Below are 16,390 nucleotides of genomic sequence, written 5' to 3' on the forward strand. Positions count from 1 at the left end.
CGTGACCCCGATCGAGCTCTCCGCGTCCGGCATCCATCTGTCCCGGGGCGGCAGGATCCACGCCGGCGCCCGGCCGGCGGACGCCGGGTGCGATGGCTGGCACCTGAAGTCCTTCCACGCCAGGACCGGCGCCGACGTCCACGCCGACCACTGGCAGGTGAACACCGAGGCCGACGAGATCATGTCCTGCGTCATCGGCATGATCCGCCTCTACCTGCGTCCAGAACGGCAGGGGGAAGGTGAGGAGGAGATCAGGCTGACGGCCGGCACCGCCGCCATCGTCCCGCGCGGACGGTGGCACCGGATCCGGCTCGACATCCCCAGCACCGTCATGACCATCACCGCGCCATGTGGCGGCAGTTCGGAGAGACGCGCCGACCCCCTCTGACGGCGTCCGCTCTCCGATGACGACCCGGCAGTCCCTGAGAGCCGTCCTGACTACCGGAGGACAGGCCCGGCTGTCAGCGCTTGTACGCGGCGGCGACCTCGACCTCGACAAGCCAGCCCGCGACCGGGAGATTGGCGATTTCGATCGTCACGCGGGCCGGACGGGCGGGGTTGACCTCCAGGGGCGGGGCGGGCGGCGCGGTGCCCAGCGGGACGGGGACCGGCTGTCCCGAAGCCAGGTCCGTGTTGGCGAAGAACTGGCGGTAGGCGCGGTTCCACCCGGCGAAGTCGGCCGCCGCGGCGCCTGGAGGCTTCTCCAGGTACGCGCGCATGGAGACGACATCCCCGGGAGCCAGCCCAGCCGCGGCGAGGTTGGCCTTGACGCGCTTCAGCGTGTTGACGGCCTGGGCCTCGGTGACCGTGACGCCTGGGGGCAGGGCGCCGCCGGGGAAGTCGACGTAGCGCTCGGGAGAGTCGGCGGGGGCCGTGGGATTGGCCGCGGCCGGGCCCAGGCCGCTGGCGGTGTACGTGGCGACCTGCTTCCCGAGCGCCACGCCGTCGGCGATCGCGGGGTTGGTGCTGCCCGCCGGGAGGAAGGGCTTGATCTCGTGGGGATGGGGTGACCAGCCGGCGGTGGCGGCGGCCGTACCCGTGCCCAGGAGGAGGACGGTGGCCGCGGCGAGGGTGACAGCGGTGCGGATCTGCATGCGACGGCGTCCTCTCAGGCGGCGCTCAGCGCGCGCTGGTGCAGCTCGGTGACGACCTTGCGGGCGGATTCCAGGGCGCCCGACTGCCAGGCGATCATGTGGCTCAGCCAGTCGCCCGCGAAGTACACGCGGCCGGCGGGCTTGTTGAGGAGCTGGTAGGCGCCCTGGCGCGACGGCCAGCCCACCCATGCGCCCTCGATGTGCGGCTGGAGGTTCCAGGCGACGGACACCGACGAGGCCAGCTCGTCGCGGTACTTCGCGCCGTGGATCCGCATCCCCTGCTCGACCGCGCGGCGCTCCCGGTCGGCGTGCTTGAGCGCGGCGTACGCGTTGGCCTGTGCTCCGAAGTTGTAGTAGCCGACGACCAGGCCGCGGGCCGCGCCGTACCCGTAGGAGGGGTACCAGATGGTGGCGAGGTCGAGGTCGGTGCTGGTGATGCCGCCGTAGATGTCCTCGTCGATCTCCCACCAGCGGCGGCGGTATTCCAGCCCGATCTTGCCCGCGTTGGAGACGGTCGGGGTGGAGAGGGCGGCCTGGATCTCCGCGCCCAGGTTGTGCGGGGTTCTGGCGAGGAGGTGCGGGGGCATCGCCGCGACGCACAGGTCCGCCTTGATCATTTGGGTGCGGCCGTGGCGGTCCTGGTACTCCACCTCGACGCCGTCCGGCAGGTTTGTGATCTTGGTGACGGTGGAGCGCAGCCGGATCCGTTGCCGCCCGATCTTGCCCGCGAGGGCCCGCGGGATCGCGTCCATGCCGCCGACCGGCTGGAACATCAGCATGGCCTGGTCGTAACCGAACTCGAACGAGAACCGCTGACCGATGCCGCTCGCCAGCACCTCCGACAGCGAGGGTAACGATCCGAGCACCGTCCCCGCCTGCTCGCCCGCGCCCGGGTTCACGCTGTAGCCGCGGCGGGAGCCTCCGGTGTACTTGAACCCGCTCGCCTTGTTGCCCACCGCCCCGAAGCCCGACAGGAAAGTGATCAGCCGCTCCTTGTCCTGCGTGGTCAGCTCGGCGTCCAGCGCGCCCGCGTCGGTGGCGCGCGACAGCAGCTCGGAGACGTAGCCGTAGACGTCGGCCTTGGCCGTACGCCAGCGGACGGGGGCCGGCATGTTCTGGTGATAGATGTAGGCCTGGGCGTTGGAGTTGGTGAAGACCTCCAGGTCCACGCCGAGTTCGCGGCAGTAGTCCATGGTCACCATCCACTGCGCCAGCCGCGCCGGGCCCGCGTTCAGGTAGACGCCGTCCCGGAACTGCGCGACCTGCGTGGAGCCGTCCAGCTCGGTCAGCCGGTCGCCGCCGCGGATGGTCCAGTTCCGCCCGCCCACCCGGTCGAGGGCCTCCAGGATCGTGCAGTCGTAGCCCGCCTTGCCCAGCTCGTACGCCGTGGCGAGGCCGGCCATCCCCGCGCCGAGGATCACGACCTTCTTCGCGGACCGCCCGGTGAGCGAGAAGTCGGACGGCTGCGGCGGGTCGAAGGCGGTCTTCGCGGACGCCTCGGCGGACGGCGCGAGCCCGAGCGCCCCCATGGTCGAGAAGAGCGCTCCCGCGCCGCCGGACACTCCGACGGCGGACAGAAAGTCGCGTCTGCTGTACCCCAACACGCACCTCCATGGTCTCGTCGGAGGTGAGTCTCGGGGTGCCTTGTTGCCGGCCGTTCGTCTCTGTGTTCCCGGTGAGTTTCGGGGCGATCATCGGGGATTTGAGGCGGAGGTGAGCTCGCGCAGTGACCTCTCAGCTCGATGCCGTGCCGCTGTTCGCCCCTCGTGCGCCTCTCCTTCCGGAAGACGTACGGATGTGGGCCGAGTGCGAGCTGCGAAACCCGTCCAGCACGAGGGTGATGACACCGTCGGCCTCGGCCCGCCAGCCGGGGCGGTCATGGGCCGCGCCGATGCCGTGCAGCGCCATCATCACGGCGCCGGCGTCCACGTCGTCGCGGACGGCGCCCGCCCGCACGGCGGCGGCCACCAGGTCGGTGACGGCCTGCTCCAGCGCCCGGCTGCCCTCGGTGAGGGCGTCCGAGCGGGTGGCCATGAGCGTGGACAGCGTCCGGGCCAGGCCCTCGTGGGCGGCTATGTGGTCGACCATGTCGCGCAGGAAGGTCGCCAGAGCCTCCGCCGCGGGCAGCTCGGCCCGCAACTGGCGGACACGGTCGCACAGCGCGGCGATCTCTCCGTGGTATACGGCCTCGGCCAGCGCCTCCCGGGTGGGGAAGTGGCGGTACAGCGTGCCCGTGCCCACCCCGGCCAGCCGGGCGAAATCATCGAAGCGCAGGTCGAAGAAGCCGCCGGCGTCGAAGACCTCCCGGGCGGTGGCGAGCAGGGCGTCGCGCTTGCGCTGGGCGTCGGCCCGCAGGGGCTTGTCGGCGGTCATGCGCTCCCTCGCGTTGACAAATGGAGATGGTCTCCATATTTTCGAGAAAGTGGAGATTGTCTCCACATTGATCGTACCCCACGAGGTGCAGTGTGAAGATCCTGATGTTCGGCCGCGGCGTGATCGCCGGCATCTACGGCTGGGCTCTGCGACAGGCGGCCCATGACGTCGAGTTCTACGTCCGGCCGGGCCGCGCGGCGACGTACGGGGACACGATGGACCTCGACCTGTTCGACATGCGGCGCCGATTGTGGGGGCAGCGCGTCACCGAGAGGTGGCCGGTGCGCTACCGCGAGGCGCTGGAGCCGGACCACGACTTCGACCTGATCGTGCTCAGCGTGCCGCACCACCGCCTCGCGGGCGCGACGGACTTCCTGGCCCCGCGGGTCGGCCAGGCCACGGTGCTGATCTTCGGCAACCTCTGGACCGAGCCGCTCACCGCCGTCGGCGCACTGCCCGCCGACCGGATCGCCTGGGGCTTCCCCCAGGCCGGTGGCGGTTTCGGCGCGGACGGCGTACTCCACGGAGTACTGATGCCGTCGGTCGTCTTCGGCACCCTCGACGGGCCCCCGACCCACCGGGAACAGGCCGTGCGCCAGGCGTTTCGCGAGGCCGGGCTCCGGATCAAGGAGCGGCCCGACTTCCGCGGCTGGCTGTGGATCCATTTCGCGTCGGATGCCGGCATGTTCTCGCAAGGCCTGCGGCTGGGAACCCTGTCCGAGCTGGCCGGGGCGACGGGCGATCTGCGCGAGGCGCTGCTGGCCGGCCGCGAACTGCTGCCGCTCCTCCAGGCGCGCGGACTCGACCTGCGACGGCACCGGGGCGGCGTGCTGCCGTTCCGGGCGCCCACCTGGCTTTCGGCACCTGTCCTCGCCTGGCTGACCGCTCATGTCGCGCCCGCGCGCCTGAGCCTCACGGCGCACTCCGACCCCGACGCCGAGGAGCCGCGTGAGGTCTGCCGGGACACCCTCGCCGAAGCACGACGGCTGGGCATCTCGGTACCACGGCTGGAAGCGGCGGAACCGCACTTCGCCCGCGAGGGGACGGGCCGGGGCTCGGCGGTCCGATGAGCGCGCTCCTGCCGGTCTGCTGAGGACACCTCGCCGCCCCGTCGCGGCCGGGCGGTGCAGGGCATGAGGGGCGCGCGCGAGGGAAGACGAGCAGGACGCCCGGCTCTCTCGATTGCCTTTCGGTCCTTACTTGGGCTCGGGTGCAGAGAGTCTTAACGGCGATGAAGTGCTGAAACCCTGGTCATAAAAGTTGGATTCGAGTTTACTTTTAGTCCCGAGACCAACCAGAGATAGGGTAGATCATGAACCGGCGCAATCTGCGACAAGAGAGCCCGGCCGAGATCGCGATCATCGGGATCGCCTGCCGGTATCCAGGAATCCACGGCCCCGGGCAGTTCTGGCGCTCCCTTCTGGACGCCGACGACACGATCGGCGACGACACGATCGGCGACGGCGCCTCCCAGCGCGGGCGGCGTCCCGGCCCGCAGGGCGGGCGGCTCGACGCCATCGACGAGTTCGACGCGGCCTTCTTCGACATGTCCCCGCGCGAGGCCCAGCAGGCCGACCCGCAGCTCCGGCTCTTCCTGGAGACCGCCTGGGAGGCCATCGAGGACGCCGGCGTCCTCCCGGAGCGGCTCGCGGGCAGCCGCACCGGCGTGTTCGTCGGGCAGGCCACCTCCAATTACTGGGAGCTGCTCTGCCGCAGCACCGATCCCGACATCTACAGCCTGGTGGGCAGCGAGTTCCGGGCGTCGCTGCCCGGGCGGGCCTCCTTCCACCTCGATCTGCGCGGGCCGAGCATGTCGGTGGACACGGCCTGCTCGGCGTCGCTGGCCGCCGTCCACCTCGCCTGCCAGAGCATCCGGGCGGGCGAGTCGGTGCTGGCGCTGGCCGGCGGGGTCAACCTGGCGCTGCTGCCGTACGAGGAGGACGCCTTCTCCGACGCCGGCATGCTGGCCTCCGACCGGCGCTGCAAGTTCGGCGACGCGGGGGCCGACGGGTTCGTCCGGTCCGAGGGTGTCGGCGTGGTCGTGCTCAAGCCGCTGGCGGACGCGGAGGCCGACGGCGACCGGGTGTACGCGGTCGTCCGCGGCAGCTCGGCCACCAACGACGGGCGCAGCAACGGCCTGCTCATGACGCCCAGCCAGGTGGGCCAGGAGCAGATGCTCCGCCACGCCCTGGACGACGCCGGCGTACGGCCGGAGCAGGTCGACTACGTCGAGGCGCACGGGACGGGGACGCCCGTGGGCGACCAGGTGGAGCTGACCGCCCTCGGCAACGTCCTCGGCACGGCCCGCCCACCCGGCCGGCCGTGCTTCGTGGGCTCGGTCAAGTCGAACATCGGCCACACCGAGGCCGCCGCCGGGGTCGCCGGGCTGATCAAGGCCGCCCTGTGCCTGCACCACCGCGTCGTGCCGCCCACGCTGCACGTGCGCGAGCCGAACCCGTCGCTGGCCCGGGACTCCTCGGCGCTCGAACTGGCCACCCGGGCCCGGCCGCTGACGGGCGCCGCGCCACGGGTGGCGGGGGTCAGCTCGTTCGGGATCACCGGTACGAACGTGCACGTCGTGCTGGCGGAGCACGTGCCCGACGAGCAGACGGCAGACCGCGGGCCGGCGCCCGCGCCCGCGGGCGGGCGCCATCTGCTGACCCTGTCGGCGCGCTCCCCCGAGCCCCTCCGTGCCGCCGCCTCGCGGGCCGCCGACTTCCTCTTACCCGGTGGCACGGGGCGCGGCCTCACCCTCACCGACATCTGCTACACCGCGTCCCGGCGCCGCAAGCACCACGAGCACCGCCTGGTGGCGACCGGATCCACTCACGAGGAACTGGCCGCGGCCCTGCTCGCCCACGCCGAGGACGGCCCTATCCACGCCGGGGACGCCGTCGCGGGCGAGGCGATGGCCGGCGAGCCGCCTCGCGTCGTCTACGTCTTTCCCGGCCAGGGCTCCCAGTGGACCGGGATGGCCCGCGACCTGCTGTCCGGCTCGCCGGTGTTCCGCGCGGCCCTGCGCGAGTGCTCCGACGCCGTGGCGGAGGAGCGGGGCTGGTCGGTGCTGGACCGGCTGTCCGGTGACGCCCCGCTCCCGGACCGCGCCCGGGACGTCCAGCCCATCCTGTGGGCCGTGCAGGTGGCGCTCGCCGCGCTGTGGCGCTCGGCCGGGGTCGAACCCGCCCTGCTGATCGGCCACAGCATGGGCGAGGTGGCCGCGGCCTGCGTGGCGGGCAGCCTCAGCGTGCCGGACGCGGCAGCCGTCATCTGCCGCCGCAGCGCCCTGGCCGAGCGGCTCAGCGGGCGCGGCGCGATGCTGACGACCGGCCTGACGCGGGAGCAGGCCCAGGACGCGGTCACCGGCTTCGCGGACCGGGTGGCCGTGGCCGCGCTCAACGGCCCGTCCAGCACGGTGCTGTCCGGGGACGCGGCGGCGCTGGCGGAGATCGCGGCCCGGCTCGACCGCGCGGGCGTGTTCCAGCGCGAGGTCGCGGTGGACTTCGCCTCGCACAGCCCGCAGGTGGACGAGCTGGCCGGCGACCTCGCCCAAGCCCTGGACGGCCTGCGCCCGACGACCGGGGACGTCCCCGTGTGGTCCACGGTGCTGGACCGGCTCGCGGACGGCGGCTCGTTCGGCGCCGCCTACTGGGTGCGCAACCTGCGTGATCCGGTGCGCTTCTCGTCCGCGATCGAGCGGGTGGCCAAGGAGCGGCCGGCGGTGTTCGTGGAGATCAGCCCGCACCCGATCCTGGCCGGCGCGGTGCGGGACTGCCTGCGCCATCACGGGCTGCCCGGCACGGCGGTGCCCTCGCTGCGGCGCGGGCGGGCGTCGTGGGAGCAGGTGCTGGAGTCGCTGGCCGCCGTCCACGTGGCCGGGGGCACGGTGGACTGGGCCCGGCTGTATCCGGCCGGACGGCCGGTCGGCCTGCCGGGATACCCGTGGCAGCACGAGAGCTTCTGGTTCGGCCCGCGCACCCACGCCCCAGCCGCTCGCCCCGCCCACGCCCCAGCCGCTCGCCCCGCCCACGCCCCAGCCGCTCGCCCCGCCCAGGCCCCCGCCGATCGCCCCGTCGATCGCGCTCCCGATCGCCCTGCCGATCACGCTCCCGATCACGCTCCCGATCACGCTGCCGATCACGCTGCCGATCCCCTGACCGCCCCCTCTCCGACGGCTCGCGAAGCGGCCGTTCCCGAAGCAGCGGCTCCCGAGGCGCCCGATGAGCTGGCCGCGTGGGTGATGGCGCAGATCGCGGGCGAGCTGTCCCTGCCCGCCGACCGGCTGGAGCCCCGCCGCTGCCTGTCCTCGGCCGGCCTGGACTCGTTGATGGCCGCCCGGCTGACGGCGCGCCTCCGCGCGGCGACGGGAGGACGGATCACCCCCGGTCTGCTGCTGGCCGACCGGCCGCTCGGTGAGGTGCTGGACACCATCGAGCTGTTGGCCAGGAAGGCCCGCTAGTGTAGACTCCAGTCTACGAATTTACTGCGGACCATCGAGGTGGACCCACGCGATGACACCTCAGCACAGCACGGGACGGCGCGAGCGCAACAGGGAGGCGATGCGCGCGCGGGTGTACGAGGCCGCCATCTCGCTCTTCGCCGAGAAGGGCTACGTCGCGACCTCCTTCGACGAGATCGCCGACAGGGCCGACGTCGCCCGCGCCACCGTCTTCAACTACTTCAAGCGCAAGGACGAGTTCCTGCTGGCCTGGGGCGACGAGCGGCGCCGCCGGCTCGGGGCCATGCTGATCCAGGAGAGCTCGCGCGAGAGCGGTGTCCTCGACCAGCTCACCCGCTGCATGAACAGGCTCGGCGAGGTCACCGCCGACGAGCGCCGGGTCACCAGCGAGCTGCTGCTGGCCTGGGTGCGCACGGGCGCGCCGGTGCTGGAGGAGCCCTACACCTCGTTCATCTTCGCGCAGATCATCACCGACGGCAAAGCACGCGGCGAGGTGCGCCCCGACGTCGACCCGGTCGCCGTGGGCCACCTGCTGCGCGACACCTACCTCGGCACGCTCTACCGCTGGGTGGGCGAGGGGCCGGCGCCGTTCTCGCTGGCGCAGTCGCTGACGTCGTCGCTGGGCCTGATCTTCGACGGCATACTCGCCCATGACGTGACGCTGTCGCCCTAGACATGGCCTTGAGTCTCAAGTTAGACTTGAGTCTATAACTGTACCGCTGATGGGATGACACCATGAGCCTCAGCGAGCCGAACGACCGGGCAGCGCCCGGAGCACCGCCCCGCGTGAGGGGCGACTGGTCCCCCGAGCCGCGACGCGCGACGGAGGTCGAAGTCCTCCTCGTGGACGCCCACCCCGCCTTCCGCGACGGTCTGCGCGTGGCCCTGGAGTCCGCCGGGATCGCCCGCGTCGTCGGGGAGACCTGCGACGGCGCGAGCGCGGTGCACCTGGCCGCGGTCGTGCGACCCGACGTCGTCCTCATCGACGTCACGCTCGACGGCGGCTCCGGCATCGACGCCACCCGCCGCATCACCAGCGGGCCGCACGCGCCCCGCGTCCTGGTGGTCTCCGCGGTGTACGACGACGACGTCGTCATCGGGGCCCTGCGCGCCGGCGCCAAGGGGTTCATCGACAAGGCCGTCTCGCGCGATGAGCTGCTGCACGGCATCCACCTGGTGATGCACGGCGGAGCGGCCTTCAGCCCCAAGGTGGCCGACCGGCTGCCCGCCTACTTCTCGGCCCTTCAGGAGGTGCCCGGCCGGGTGGCCTTCCCCGAGCTCACCGACCGCGAGACGCAGATACTCGAACTGCTCGCCAGCGGGTACGACAACCGCAGCATCTCGCGGCGCCTCGTCCTGGCCGAGAAGACGATCCGCAATCACATCACGCGGATTTTCACCAAATTGGACGCCCCCGACAGAATGACCGCCGCATTGCGCGCCAGAAACGCCGGAATCGGCCTGGAGCGCGTTTCCTGATTGATTTCCCCTGACCGGTTCCGGCCTCCGCCGGGACCGGCTGCACCCATGCCATCAGGCCCTTCTCGACAAGGGACTGAACAGGGACATCGCTCCCAAGAGTCCGGGACTTCCGGCCGCCTAGGGTCGGAGACGTCGGCGCAGAAATTCCGATGTATGGGAGGCAGAATGCGTGACGACGTTCTGACCCGCGACCCGAGGCGAACGGCCGCTCCCGGCGGAAAAGGGCCGCTGGCCCCCGGCGCCCAGGTCTGGCACAATTTCGCCCTCTCGGCCGGCCGGCCCGCTTTCTTCCGGTCCGCCAAGGGGGCCCGTGTGTTCGCCGAGGACGGCACCGGTCTGCTCGACCTGTACGGCGGCAGCGGCACCATCATCCTCGGCCACGGCAACCAGGCGCAGATCGACGCCGTGACCTCGGTGCTCGGCAGCGGCGCCACCGTGAGCCTGCGTCACCCGCTGGAGCCGCGGCTGGCCGCCCGCGTGGTCGAGCTGTGCCCCGAGGCCGAGTACGCCGCCTTCTTCAAGACCGGCTCGGAGGCCGTGCACGCCGCCATCACCGCCTGCGTCCGGGCGACCGGGCGGCGCAAGGTGCTCACCACGACCTATCACGGCTGGCTGCTGCCGCTCGGCTACCTCAAGCCGGAGCGCCGCTCGGCGGCCGAGCGGACCTCGGCGCGGGAGTCGTCCGGCGACTCCTCCGGCATCGACGTCGTCGACCTCGACTGGCAGTCGCCGGACCTGGTCGAGCAGGTGCGCGCGGCCGCCCGCGGCGCGGCCTGCGTCCTCATCACCCCGAACGCGCTCACCCCCGCCCCCGATGTCGTGCGCGAGGTGGTGCGGGCGGCTCGCGACGCCGGCGCGCTCGTCGTGTTCGACGAGGTGAAGGCCGGGTTCCGCTACGCCTACCCGAACGTGACGGCGGTGTGGGACCTGGTGCCGGACCTGCGGGTGCTGAGCAAGGCCATGGGCAACGGCTTCCCGATCGCGGCGCTGGCCGGCGGCGAGCTGCTGGCCTCGGAGTCCACCTTCAGCCTGTTCAGCACCTACGCCTCGGAGTTCGTCTCGATGGCGGCGGCCACGGCCTGCCTGGACGAGCTGGCCGGCGGCGGCTACGACGCCTTCGCCGCGGCCTCGTCCGCGCTGCACGACGGGCTGAGCGAGATCGGCCCGCGCTACGGCGTCGCGGTCCGCGGCATCCCGACCTTCTTCCGGCTGGAGCTGCCCGGCACCGTGCACCCGGACGAGTTGTGCCGGGCGCTCTACGACCGCGGCGTGCTCCACCACCCGCTGGACGAGGTGCTGGCCAGCGCGGCGTGGGGCCCGGCGGAGGTCGAGCAGGCGCTGGCCGCCTTCTCCGGCGCCCTCGACGAGACGATCCTGGGGTGAGCGGCATGGGCTCCAGGACCTACGACTACGTGATCGTCGGCGCCGGGGCCGCCGGCGCGGTGCTGGCCGCCCGCCTCAGCGAGGACCCCTCGTGCGAGGTGGCGCTGCTGGAGGCCGGGCCGGACTACCCCAGCGCCGAACACCTGCCGTGGGAGCTGCGGCGCAGCTACGGCGTGGGGCACGTCGTCCAGGGCTACGACACCCACGACTGGAACCTGCGGGCGCGGGTGACCGAGCACGCCACCATCCCCATGCCGCGCGGCAAGGTGGTCGGCGGGTCGAGCACCACCAACGGCCAGGTCTTCCTGCGTCCCGAGCCGGGCGACCTGGACTCGTGGAACCTGCCCGAGTGGACCTTCGAGCGGGCGCTGCCGTACTACCGGATGCTGGAGAGCGACCAGGACTTCGCCGGCCCCTACCACGGGACGGACGGCCCGATCGCGGTGCGCCGCTTCCCGCGCCACACCTGGACGCCGGACCAGGAGGCGTTCTACGAGGTCAGCCGTTCCTTCGGCCATCCGGTCTGCGACGACCACAACCGGCCGGGCTCCACCGGCGTCGGCCCGACCCCGCTGAACGACGCGGGCGGGCTGCGGAGCAGCACGCTGACCGGCTATCTGAACCCGGCCCGCGGCCGCCCCAATCTGGTGATCGCCCCCGGCGCGCTGGCCTGCCGGGTGGTCATCGACGGCGGGCGCGCGACCGGCGTGGTCGTCGAGACGGGCTGCCGGACGGAGACCGTGCACGGCCGGGAGATCATCCTGTGCGCCGGCGCCATCGGCTCGCCGCACCTGCTCATGCTCTCGGGCGTCGGGCCCGCCGAGCGGCTGCGCCGGGCCGGCCTGCCGGTGGTCGCGGACGTGCCCGGCGTGGGCCGCAACCTGCGCGACCACATGACGACGGAGCTGATCTGGCCGCTGCGCCAGGACTTCAGGGCCGACGGCCTCCACCACCCCCACCAGGTGCTGCTGCGGCACACGTCCTCCGGGTCCGCCCCGGTCAACGACATGATCGTCTACGCGGCGGCGCGGTGGAACGAGCGCACGTTCGCGATGCGGCCGACGGTGAACCTGGCCGTCAGCCAGGGCGAGCTCAGGCCGGCCTCGGCCGATCCGCACGACCCGCCCGTCCTCGACTTCCGCTACTTCTCCGCCCCGTCCGACCTGGAGCGGCAGAGGGAGGGCGTCCGGATGTGCGCCGCGATGGCGCGCGAGCCGGAGTTCGACAAGCTGATCGACGCGCGCGCCACGCCCGCCGAGGACGTCCTGCGCTCCGACGCCGCGCTCGACCGCTGGATCCTGCGCAACGCGGCCACCGGCTACCACGCGTCCAGCACCTGCCGGATGGGCCCGGCCGGGGACGCGGCGAGCGTGGTGGACGAGTGCGGCCGGGTGCACGGGGTAGAGGCGCTGCGGGTGCTCGACGCGTCGATCCTGCCCGACAACGTCCGGGCGAACCTGCACGCAACCGTGATCATGATTGCGGAACGGTCCGTGGCGCTGATCCGCGAGTCGAAGTGAGGAGCGGGACATGTCCGGCGTGATCGCCCCCTACCTTTCCCTGTTACGGCTGCCAGGCGTGGCGCTGCCGTTCGTCTCCGCGTTCGTCGCCCGCCTCCCGCTGGCCATGACGCCGCTCGGCATCGTGGTGCTCATCGAGGAGGTGAGCGGCTCGTACGCCGACGCCGGGCTCGTCACGGCCGTGTACGCCCTGGCCACGGCCGCCTCCTCGCCCCTGTGGGGCATGGCCATGGACCGGGTGGGGCAGTCGGCGGTGATCGCCGGCACCTCGCTGGGGTCGGCGGCGTTCCTGGCGGGCGGGACGCTCGCCGCCGCCGCGGGCGCGCCGGACCTGCTCCTGCTCGTGCTCGTCGGCCTCGCGGGGCTGAGCTTCCCGCCGGTCATCCCGGCCATCAGGGTGGCCTGGTCGGCCGTCGTGCCCGATCCGGAGCAGCGCCGGACGGCGTACGCGATGGACGCGGTCGCCGTCGAGACGATCTTCGTGCTGGGGCCGCTGCTGCTCACCGTCCTGCTCTGGCTGCCACCGGCGGTGCCCCTGCTGGTGACGGCGCTGCTCATGGCGGCCGGCGGCCTGACCTACAGCCGGACCCGCGCCTCCCGCATGTCCTCCCCGGGCAGCGGTGTGCAGGGCGCGCCCCGGCGTGGCCGTCCGCCCCTGACGGTGCGCGGCGTCTGGCTCGCGCTGCTGACGGCCCTCGGCATGTCCGTCGGCTTCGGGCAGATGGACGTGGCCATGACGGCCTCCGCCGAGCGCCTGTTCCACAGCGAGGGCCTGATCGGCGTCTTCTTCGCCTGCACCGCGATCGGCAGCACCGCCGGCGGGCTCTGGTACGGCAGCCGCTCCTGGACCGGCCCCGAACGCCGGCACCTGCCCCTCACCCTCGCCGCCTACGCCGCCGGCCTGGCCCTGGTCATGCTGGTGCTGCTTCCCGGCGGCGGCCTGCTCCCGGCCGTCCTGCCGGCCCTGGTGCTGACCGGGCTGTGCATCTCGCCGAGCCTCATCGTCCAGCAGGCGCTGGTCGACCGGAACACCGCGCCGGAGCGCCGCAGCGAGGCGCAGGGCTGGTTGCAGACCTCGCTGACCGCAGGCTCCGCCCTCGGCATGGCACTCGCGGGCGTCATCGTGGAGCAGGGCGGCCCGGCCGCCGCCTTCGGCGCGGCCGCTATCGCGGTGGCCGCCGGCGCGCTGGTGGGCGCGCTCGCCCAGCGGCACTGGCGGGTGGCGGGCGGCGAGCCCGACCGCGCCGAGGCCACCCTCCCCTCCTGATCATCCCCCGGACCACCACTCACTGATCACTGCACGACCGCGCTCACGGGCGGCACCCGGCGTGCCCCGGCGCCCGCGAGCCATCTCACCCTGCCCTGATCCGCTGAAGGAGACGCGTTCCCATGTCATCTCTGCAAACCGAGATCATCTACTCGCTCAACGGCGACCGTCCCGACGCCGCCCTGCTGACCAAGGCGTTCCGCGGCCCCGACGGCGCCCCCGACGCGCTGCGCTGCGGCGAGTTCCTGGTCGCCGGGCGGGAGCGGGCGGAGCTGCTGCTGCGCAAGGTGCTCGGCCTGCGCGGCGTCACCGACCCGCAGGCCCAGCAGACCGTCGCCCGCGCCGCCGTGGACGAGGTGCTGAGCTGGCGCGTCCGGCTGACCGGCGCGGAGGCGGTGGCCGTGCTGCTGGCCGCCGGCGAGGTGAAGACCGTGTTCGTCTACGCCGGCACCTCGGAGCTGTCCATGTGCGACGCGGTCGAGCGGGTGCACGGCGTGCGCCTGGTGAACGGCCGCGGCGACAAGGAGTCGGCGTTCATGGCGGCCGGCGCGTCGCTGCTGGAGCCCAACCGGGGCGTGGCCATCCTCCACGGCGCCCGCGGGCTGACCAACGCGGCCGGCGCGGTGGCCGACGCCCGGCGCAACGAGGCGGGGACGCTGTTCATCGTCGGCATGCCGTCCACGAGCTCCGCCCGCTTCCTGCCGCCGCACGGCGAGGACGACCTGATGGGCGGGATGGGGGCGTTCGCGGACTGGATCTGGCAGGCGGGCGCCGTGCCCGAGGACCCGGGCAGGCGGCGCGAGGCCGCCCGCCGGTTCGTCGCGCAACTGCGCGACGGCCTGGACAGCTCCGCCCAGCCGCCCACCCGGCCCGCGATCTTCGGCGTGCCGCAGGACGTGGCCGAGCAGCGGTGGATCCCCGTCGAGGACCTGATGCGCGCCCCCGCCGCCGAACGGCCGCTCGACCTCGACCAGCCGGCCTTCGACGCGGCCTTCCGCGAGCTGCGCCACGCCGGCAAGCCGCTGTTCCTCATCGACGACTACGCCCTGCGCCACCCCGGGCTGCGGCAGGCGCTCGACGACCTGTCCGGCATGCTCGGCGCGCCCGTCCTGCAACTGCGCTACCGGCGCGGCCCCATGATGTTCGAGCGGCTGCAGACCTCCGAGGTGGCCAACTTCGCCGGCTGGCTCAACCAGTTCAGCTCCGTGCACACCGACCTGCTGGAGGCCTGCGACCTGCTGGTGACGGTCGAGGACCGCAACCTCTACGAGCGCACCGCCGGCCGGCTGCCCGGCTGCCGGAAGGTCGCGATCAACACCGACCCGGAGAAGGTGCTCAAGAACGAGTACCTGGACGCCGACGACGTCCTCGTCATCGGCGAGGCCCCCGGCGTGCTGTCCGGCCTCGCCGACCGGCTGCGCCGGGCCGGCCGGGGGCGGGCGGATCGGTGGTGGCCGCGCGAGGAGGTGCTGTCGGCCGCCCGCGTCACCCCGGACCCGGCCGCCGCCGCCGTCGAGAGGGGGCGCGGCGCGGTGGCGGGCGCGCTGGCAGGCCTCCTCGGCGGCTGGGACCGGCCGGTGCTGGTGGACGACAGCCAGATGTTCGGCGGGCTGCTGTCGGAGCACTACGACGACCTGCCGCCGGGCCTGCGCGTCTTCGGCGGCCACGGCGGGTTCGTCGGCGGCGGCCTGTCGTACGCGGTCGGCCTGGCGATCGCCGACCCGCGCGCCCAGGTGTTGTGCACCCTCGGCGACCAGGGGTTCACCAACTCCTTCCAGGGGCTGGTGGCCGCCGTCCAGGAGCGGGCGCCCGTCCTGTTCGTCGTCTGCAACAACGGCCGGTCGGTGTCGCTGACCAAGCAGGCGCTCGCCTCCTTCGGCGAGCCGCCCGGCGGGCGCCGCTACCTGTCGAACGTCGCCGGGTTCTCCTACTGCCGGCTCGCCGCCGCCTTCGGCATGCCGGCCGAGCGGGTCCCGATCCCGATCGGCGGCTCCCCGGACGAGCTGCGCCAGGCGGTGGCCGAGCTGCCCGGCGCCCTGGCCAGGGCCGCGGCGGCGGACGGCCCCGCCCTGGTGGAGCTCGTCCTGCCCGCCGACCCCGACGTCTGGCGCGGCATCTGGATCACGCAGGGCTTCGAGCAGCGGACGGCGGTGCCGGTGTGATGGGCCTCTACCTCGACTCCGCCGGCCTGGACGACGCCGTCGCGGCCGCCGCGCTCGGGTTCGTGCGCGGCATCACCACCAATCCCGCGCTCATGCGCAAGGAGACCGGCGACCCGCTGCGGCACCTGCGCGACCTGCTCGCCGCCGTGGACCTGCCGGAGGTCTACTACCAGCCGACCGGCGCGTACGGGCCGCCCGGCGCGGAGGCGGAGGAGGCGGAGGAGGCATGGTCGGCGGACAAGGACCGCGTCGTGCTGAAGCTGCCCGCCACCCCGGACGGCGCCGCGCTCGCCGGGACGCTGACCCGGCGGGGCGCCCGCGTGGCCCTGACCGCCGCCCAGACGCCGCACGCGATGCTCGTCGCCGAGTCGATGGGCTGCGCGGCGGTCATCCCGTACCTGGACCGGGCCGTGCGCGACCTGCGGACGGACTCCGAGCTGATCCGGTCGCTGGCCGGCCTGCGCCGCGGGCCCACCCGCGTCATCGCCGCCTCCGTGAAGAACTCCGGGCAGGTCCTGCACGCCTTCGCCTCCGGGGCGGACGCGGTGACCGCGCCGCTCCCCGTCCTGCGGGAGCTGCTCAGCCACCCGGCGAGCATCGAGGCCGAGCAGGCCTTCGCCCGCGAATACGCCTCCACAGCAAAGGGGTAGAAC

General features: G+C 73.2%; 13 protein-coding genes. 10 read left to right on the plus strand and 3 right to left on the minus strand.

All coding sequences use genetic code 11. The annotated features are described in order from the left end of the window. Position 1 precedes the first annotated feature (1 nt). Positions 2-388, plus strand: coding sequence for a cupin (locus ABD331_RS41550; protein WP_344487886.1), 387 nt, complete (start codon positions 2-4; stop codon positions 386-388). A gap of 73 nt (positions 389-461) precedes the next feature. Here ABD331_RS41550 and ABD331_RS41555 read toward each other — a convergent pair whose 3' ends face one another. The 3 genes from ABD331_RS41555 to ABD331_RS41565 form a co-directional block, all read right to left on the minus strand. Further along, positions 462-1,094 carry a Rid family hydrolase gene (locus ABD331_RS41555; RefSeq protein WP_344487888.1) on the minus strand — a complete coding sequence of 211 codons (633 nt, stop codon included), beginning with the start codon at positions 1,092-1,094 and terminating at the stop codon, positions 462-464. Positions 1,095-1,108: 14 nt separating this feature from the next. Further along, on the minus strand, positions 1,109-2,695 hold the full coding sequence (locus ABD331_RS41560) for a flavin monoamine oxidase family protein (RefSeq protein WP_344487890.1): 1,587 nt from the start codon (positions 2,693-2,695) through the stop codon (positions 1,109-1,111). A gap of 133 nt (positions 2,696-2,828) precedes the next feature. Then, positions 2,829-3,467, minus strand: a complete 639-nt coding sequence (locus ABD331_RS41565; protein WP_344487892.1) for a TetR/AcrR family transcriptional regulator — start codon at positions 3,465-3,467, stop codon at positions 2,829-2,831. A gap of 92 nt (positions 3,468-3,559) precedes the next feature. Between ABD331_RS41565 and ABD331_RS41570 the strand changes: the two genes are divergently transcribed. The 9 genes from ABD331_RS41570 (at position 3,560) to ABD331_RS41610 (ending at position 16,387) form a co-directional block, all read left to right on the plus strand. Then, entirely contained in the window at positions 3,560-4,537 is a 978-nt protein-coding gene (locus ABD331_RS41570) for a ketopantoate reductase family protein (RefSeq protein ID WP_344487894.1), read from the plus strand. Positions 4,538-4,779: 242 nt separating this feature from the next. Further along, entirely contained in the window at positions 4,780-7,923 is a 3,144-nt protein-coding gene (locus ABD331_RS41575) for a type I polyketide synthase (protein WP_344487896.1), read from the plus strand. Between the two features lie 52 nt (positions 7,924-7,975). Continuing rightward, complete coding sequence (locus tag ABD331_RS41580; protein ID WP_344487898.1) at positions 7,976-8,596, plus strand: TetR/AcrR family transcriptional regulator; 621 nt, start codon at positions 7,976-7,978, stop codon at positions 8,594-8,596. Between the two features lie 62 nt (positions 8,597-8,658). Next, on the plus strand, positions 8,659-9,402 hold the full coding sequence (locus tag ABD331_RS41585; RefSeq protein WP_344487900.1) for a response regulator: 744 nt from the start codon (positions 8,659-8,661) through the stop codon (positions 9,400-9,402). Between the two features lie 168 nt (positions 9,403-9,570). After that, entirely contained in the window at positions 9,571-10,788 is a 1,218-nt protein-coding gene (locus ABD331_RS41590) for an aminotransferase class III-fold pyridoxal phosphate-dependent enzyme (protein ID WP_344487902.1), read from the plus strand. Between the two features lie 5 nt (positions 10,789-10,793). Then, on the plus strand, positions 10,794-12,308 hold the full coding sequence (locus ABD331_RS41595; protein ID WP_344487904.1) for a GMC family oxidoreductase: 1,515 nt from the start codon (positions 10,794-10,796) through the stop codon (positions 12,306-12,308). A 10-nt stretch (positions 12,309-12,318) separates the two neighbouring features. After that, complete coding sequence (locus ABD331_RS41600; protein WP_344487906.1) at positions 12,319-13,575, plus strand: MFS transporter; 1,257 nt, start codon at positions 12,319-12,321, stop codon at positions 13,573-13,575. Positions 13,576-13,697: 122 nt separating this feature from the next. Continuing rightward, positions 13,698-15,737, plus strand: a complete 2,040-nt coding sequence (locus ABD331_RS41605) for a thiamine pyrophosphate-binding protein (protein ID WP_344487908.1) — start codon at positions 13,698-13,700, stop codon at positions 15,735-15,737. Next, the gene (locus ABD331_RS41610; RefSeq protein ID WP_344487963.1) at positions 15,737-16,387 is read left to right on the plus strand and encodes a transaldolase family protein; all 651 of its coding nucleotides are present in this window, start codon (positions 15,737-15,739) and stop codon (positions 16,385-16,387) included. Before ABD331_RS41605 ends, ABD331_RS41610 begins: the two co-directional genes overlap by 1 nt. Positions 16,388-16,390 lie beyond the last annotated feature (3 nt).

The organism is Nonomuraea monospora (genome assembly GCF_039531895.1).
GTDB classification, from domain to species: Bacteria; Actinomycetota; Actinomycetes; order Streptosporangiales; family Streptosporangiaceae; genus Nonomuraea; species Nonomuraea monospora.

Coding starts and splice junctions, on each gene's coding strand:
- ABD331_RS41555 (WP_344487888.1), bottom strand. CDS start 1,094: ATGCAGATCCGCACCGCTGTCACCCTCGCCGCGGCCACCGTCCTCCTC.
- ABD331_RS41565 (WP_344487892.1), bottom strand. CDS start 3,467: ATGACCGCCGACAAGCCCCTGCGGGCCGACGCCCAGCGCAAGCGCGAC.
- ABD331_RS41575 (WP_344487896.1), top strand. CDS start 4,780: ATGAACCGGCGCAATCTGCGACAAGAGAGCCCGGCCGAGATCGCGATC.
- ABD331_RS41580 (WP_344487898.1), top strand. CDS start 7,976: ATGACACCTCAGCACAGCACGGGACGGCGCGAGCGCAACAGGGAGGCG.
- ABD331_RS41585 (WP_344487900.1), top strand. CDS start 8,659: ATGAGCCTCAGCGAGCCGAACGACCGGGCAGCGCCCGGAGCACCGCCC.
- ABD331_RS41590 (WP_344487902.1), top strand. CDS start 9,571: ATGCGTGACGACGTTCTGACCCGCGACCCGAGGCGAACGGCCGCTCCC.
- ABD331_RS41595 (WP_344487904.1), top strand. CDS start 10,794: ATGGGCTCCAGGACCTACGACTACGTGATCGTCGGCGCCGGGGCCGCC.
- ABD331_RS41600 (WP_344487906.1), top strand. CDS start 12,319: ATGTCCGGCGTGATCGCCCCCTACCTTTCCCTGTTACGGCTGCCAGGC.
- ABD331_RS41605 (WP_344487908.1), top strand. CDS start 13,698: ATGTCATCTCTGCAAACCGAGATCATCTACTCGCTCAACGGCGACCGT.
- ABD331_RS41610 (WP_344487963.1), top strand. CDS start 15,737: ATGGGCCTCTACCTCGACTCCGCCGGCCTGGACGACGCCGTCGCGGCC.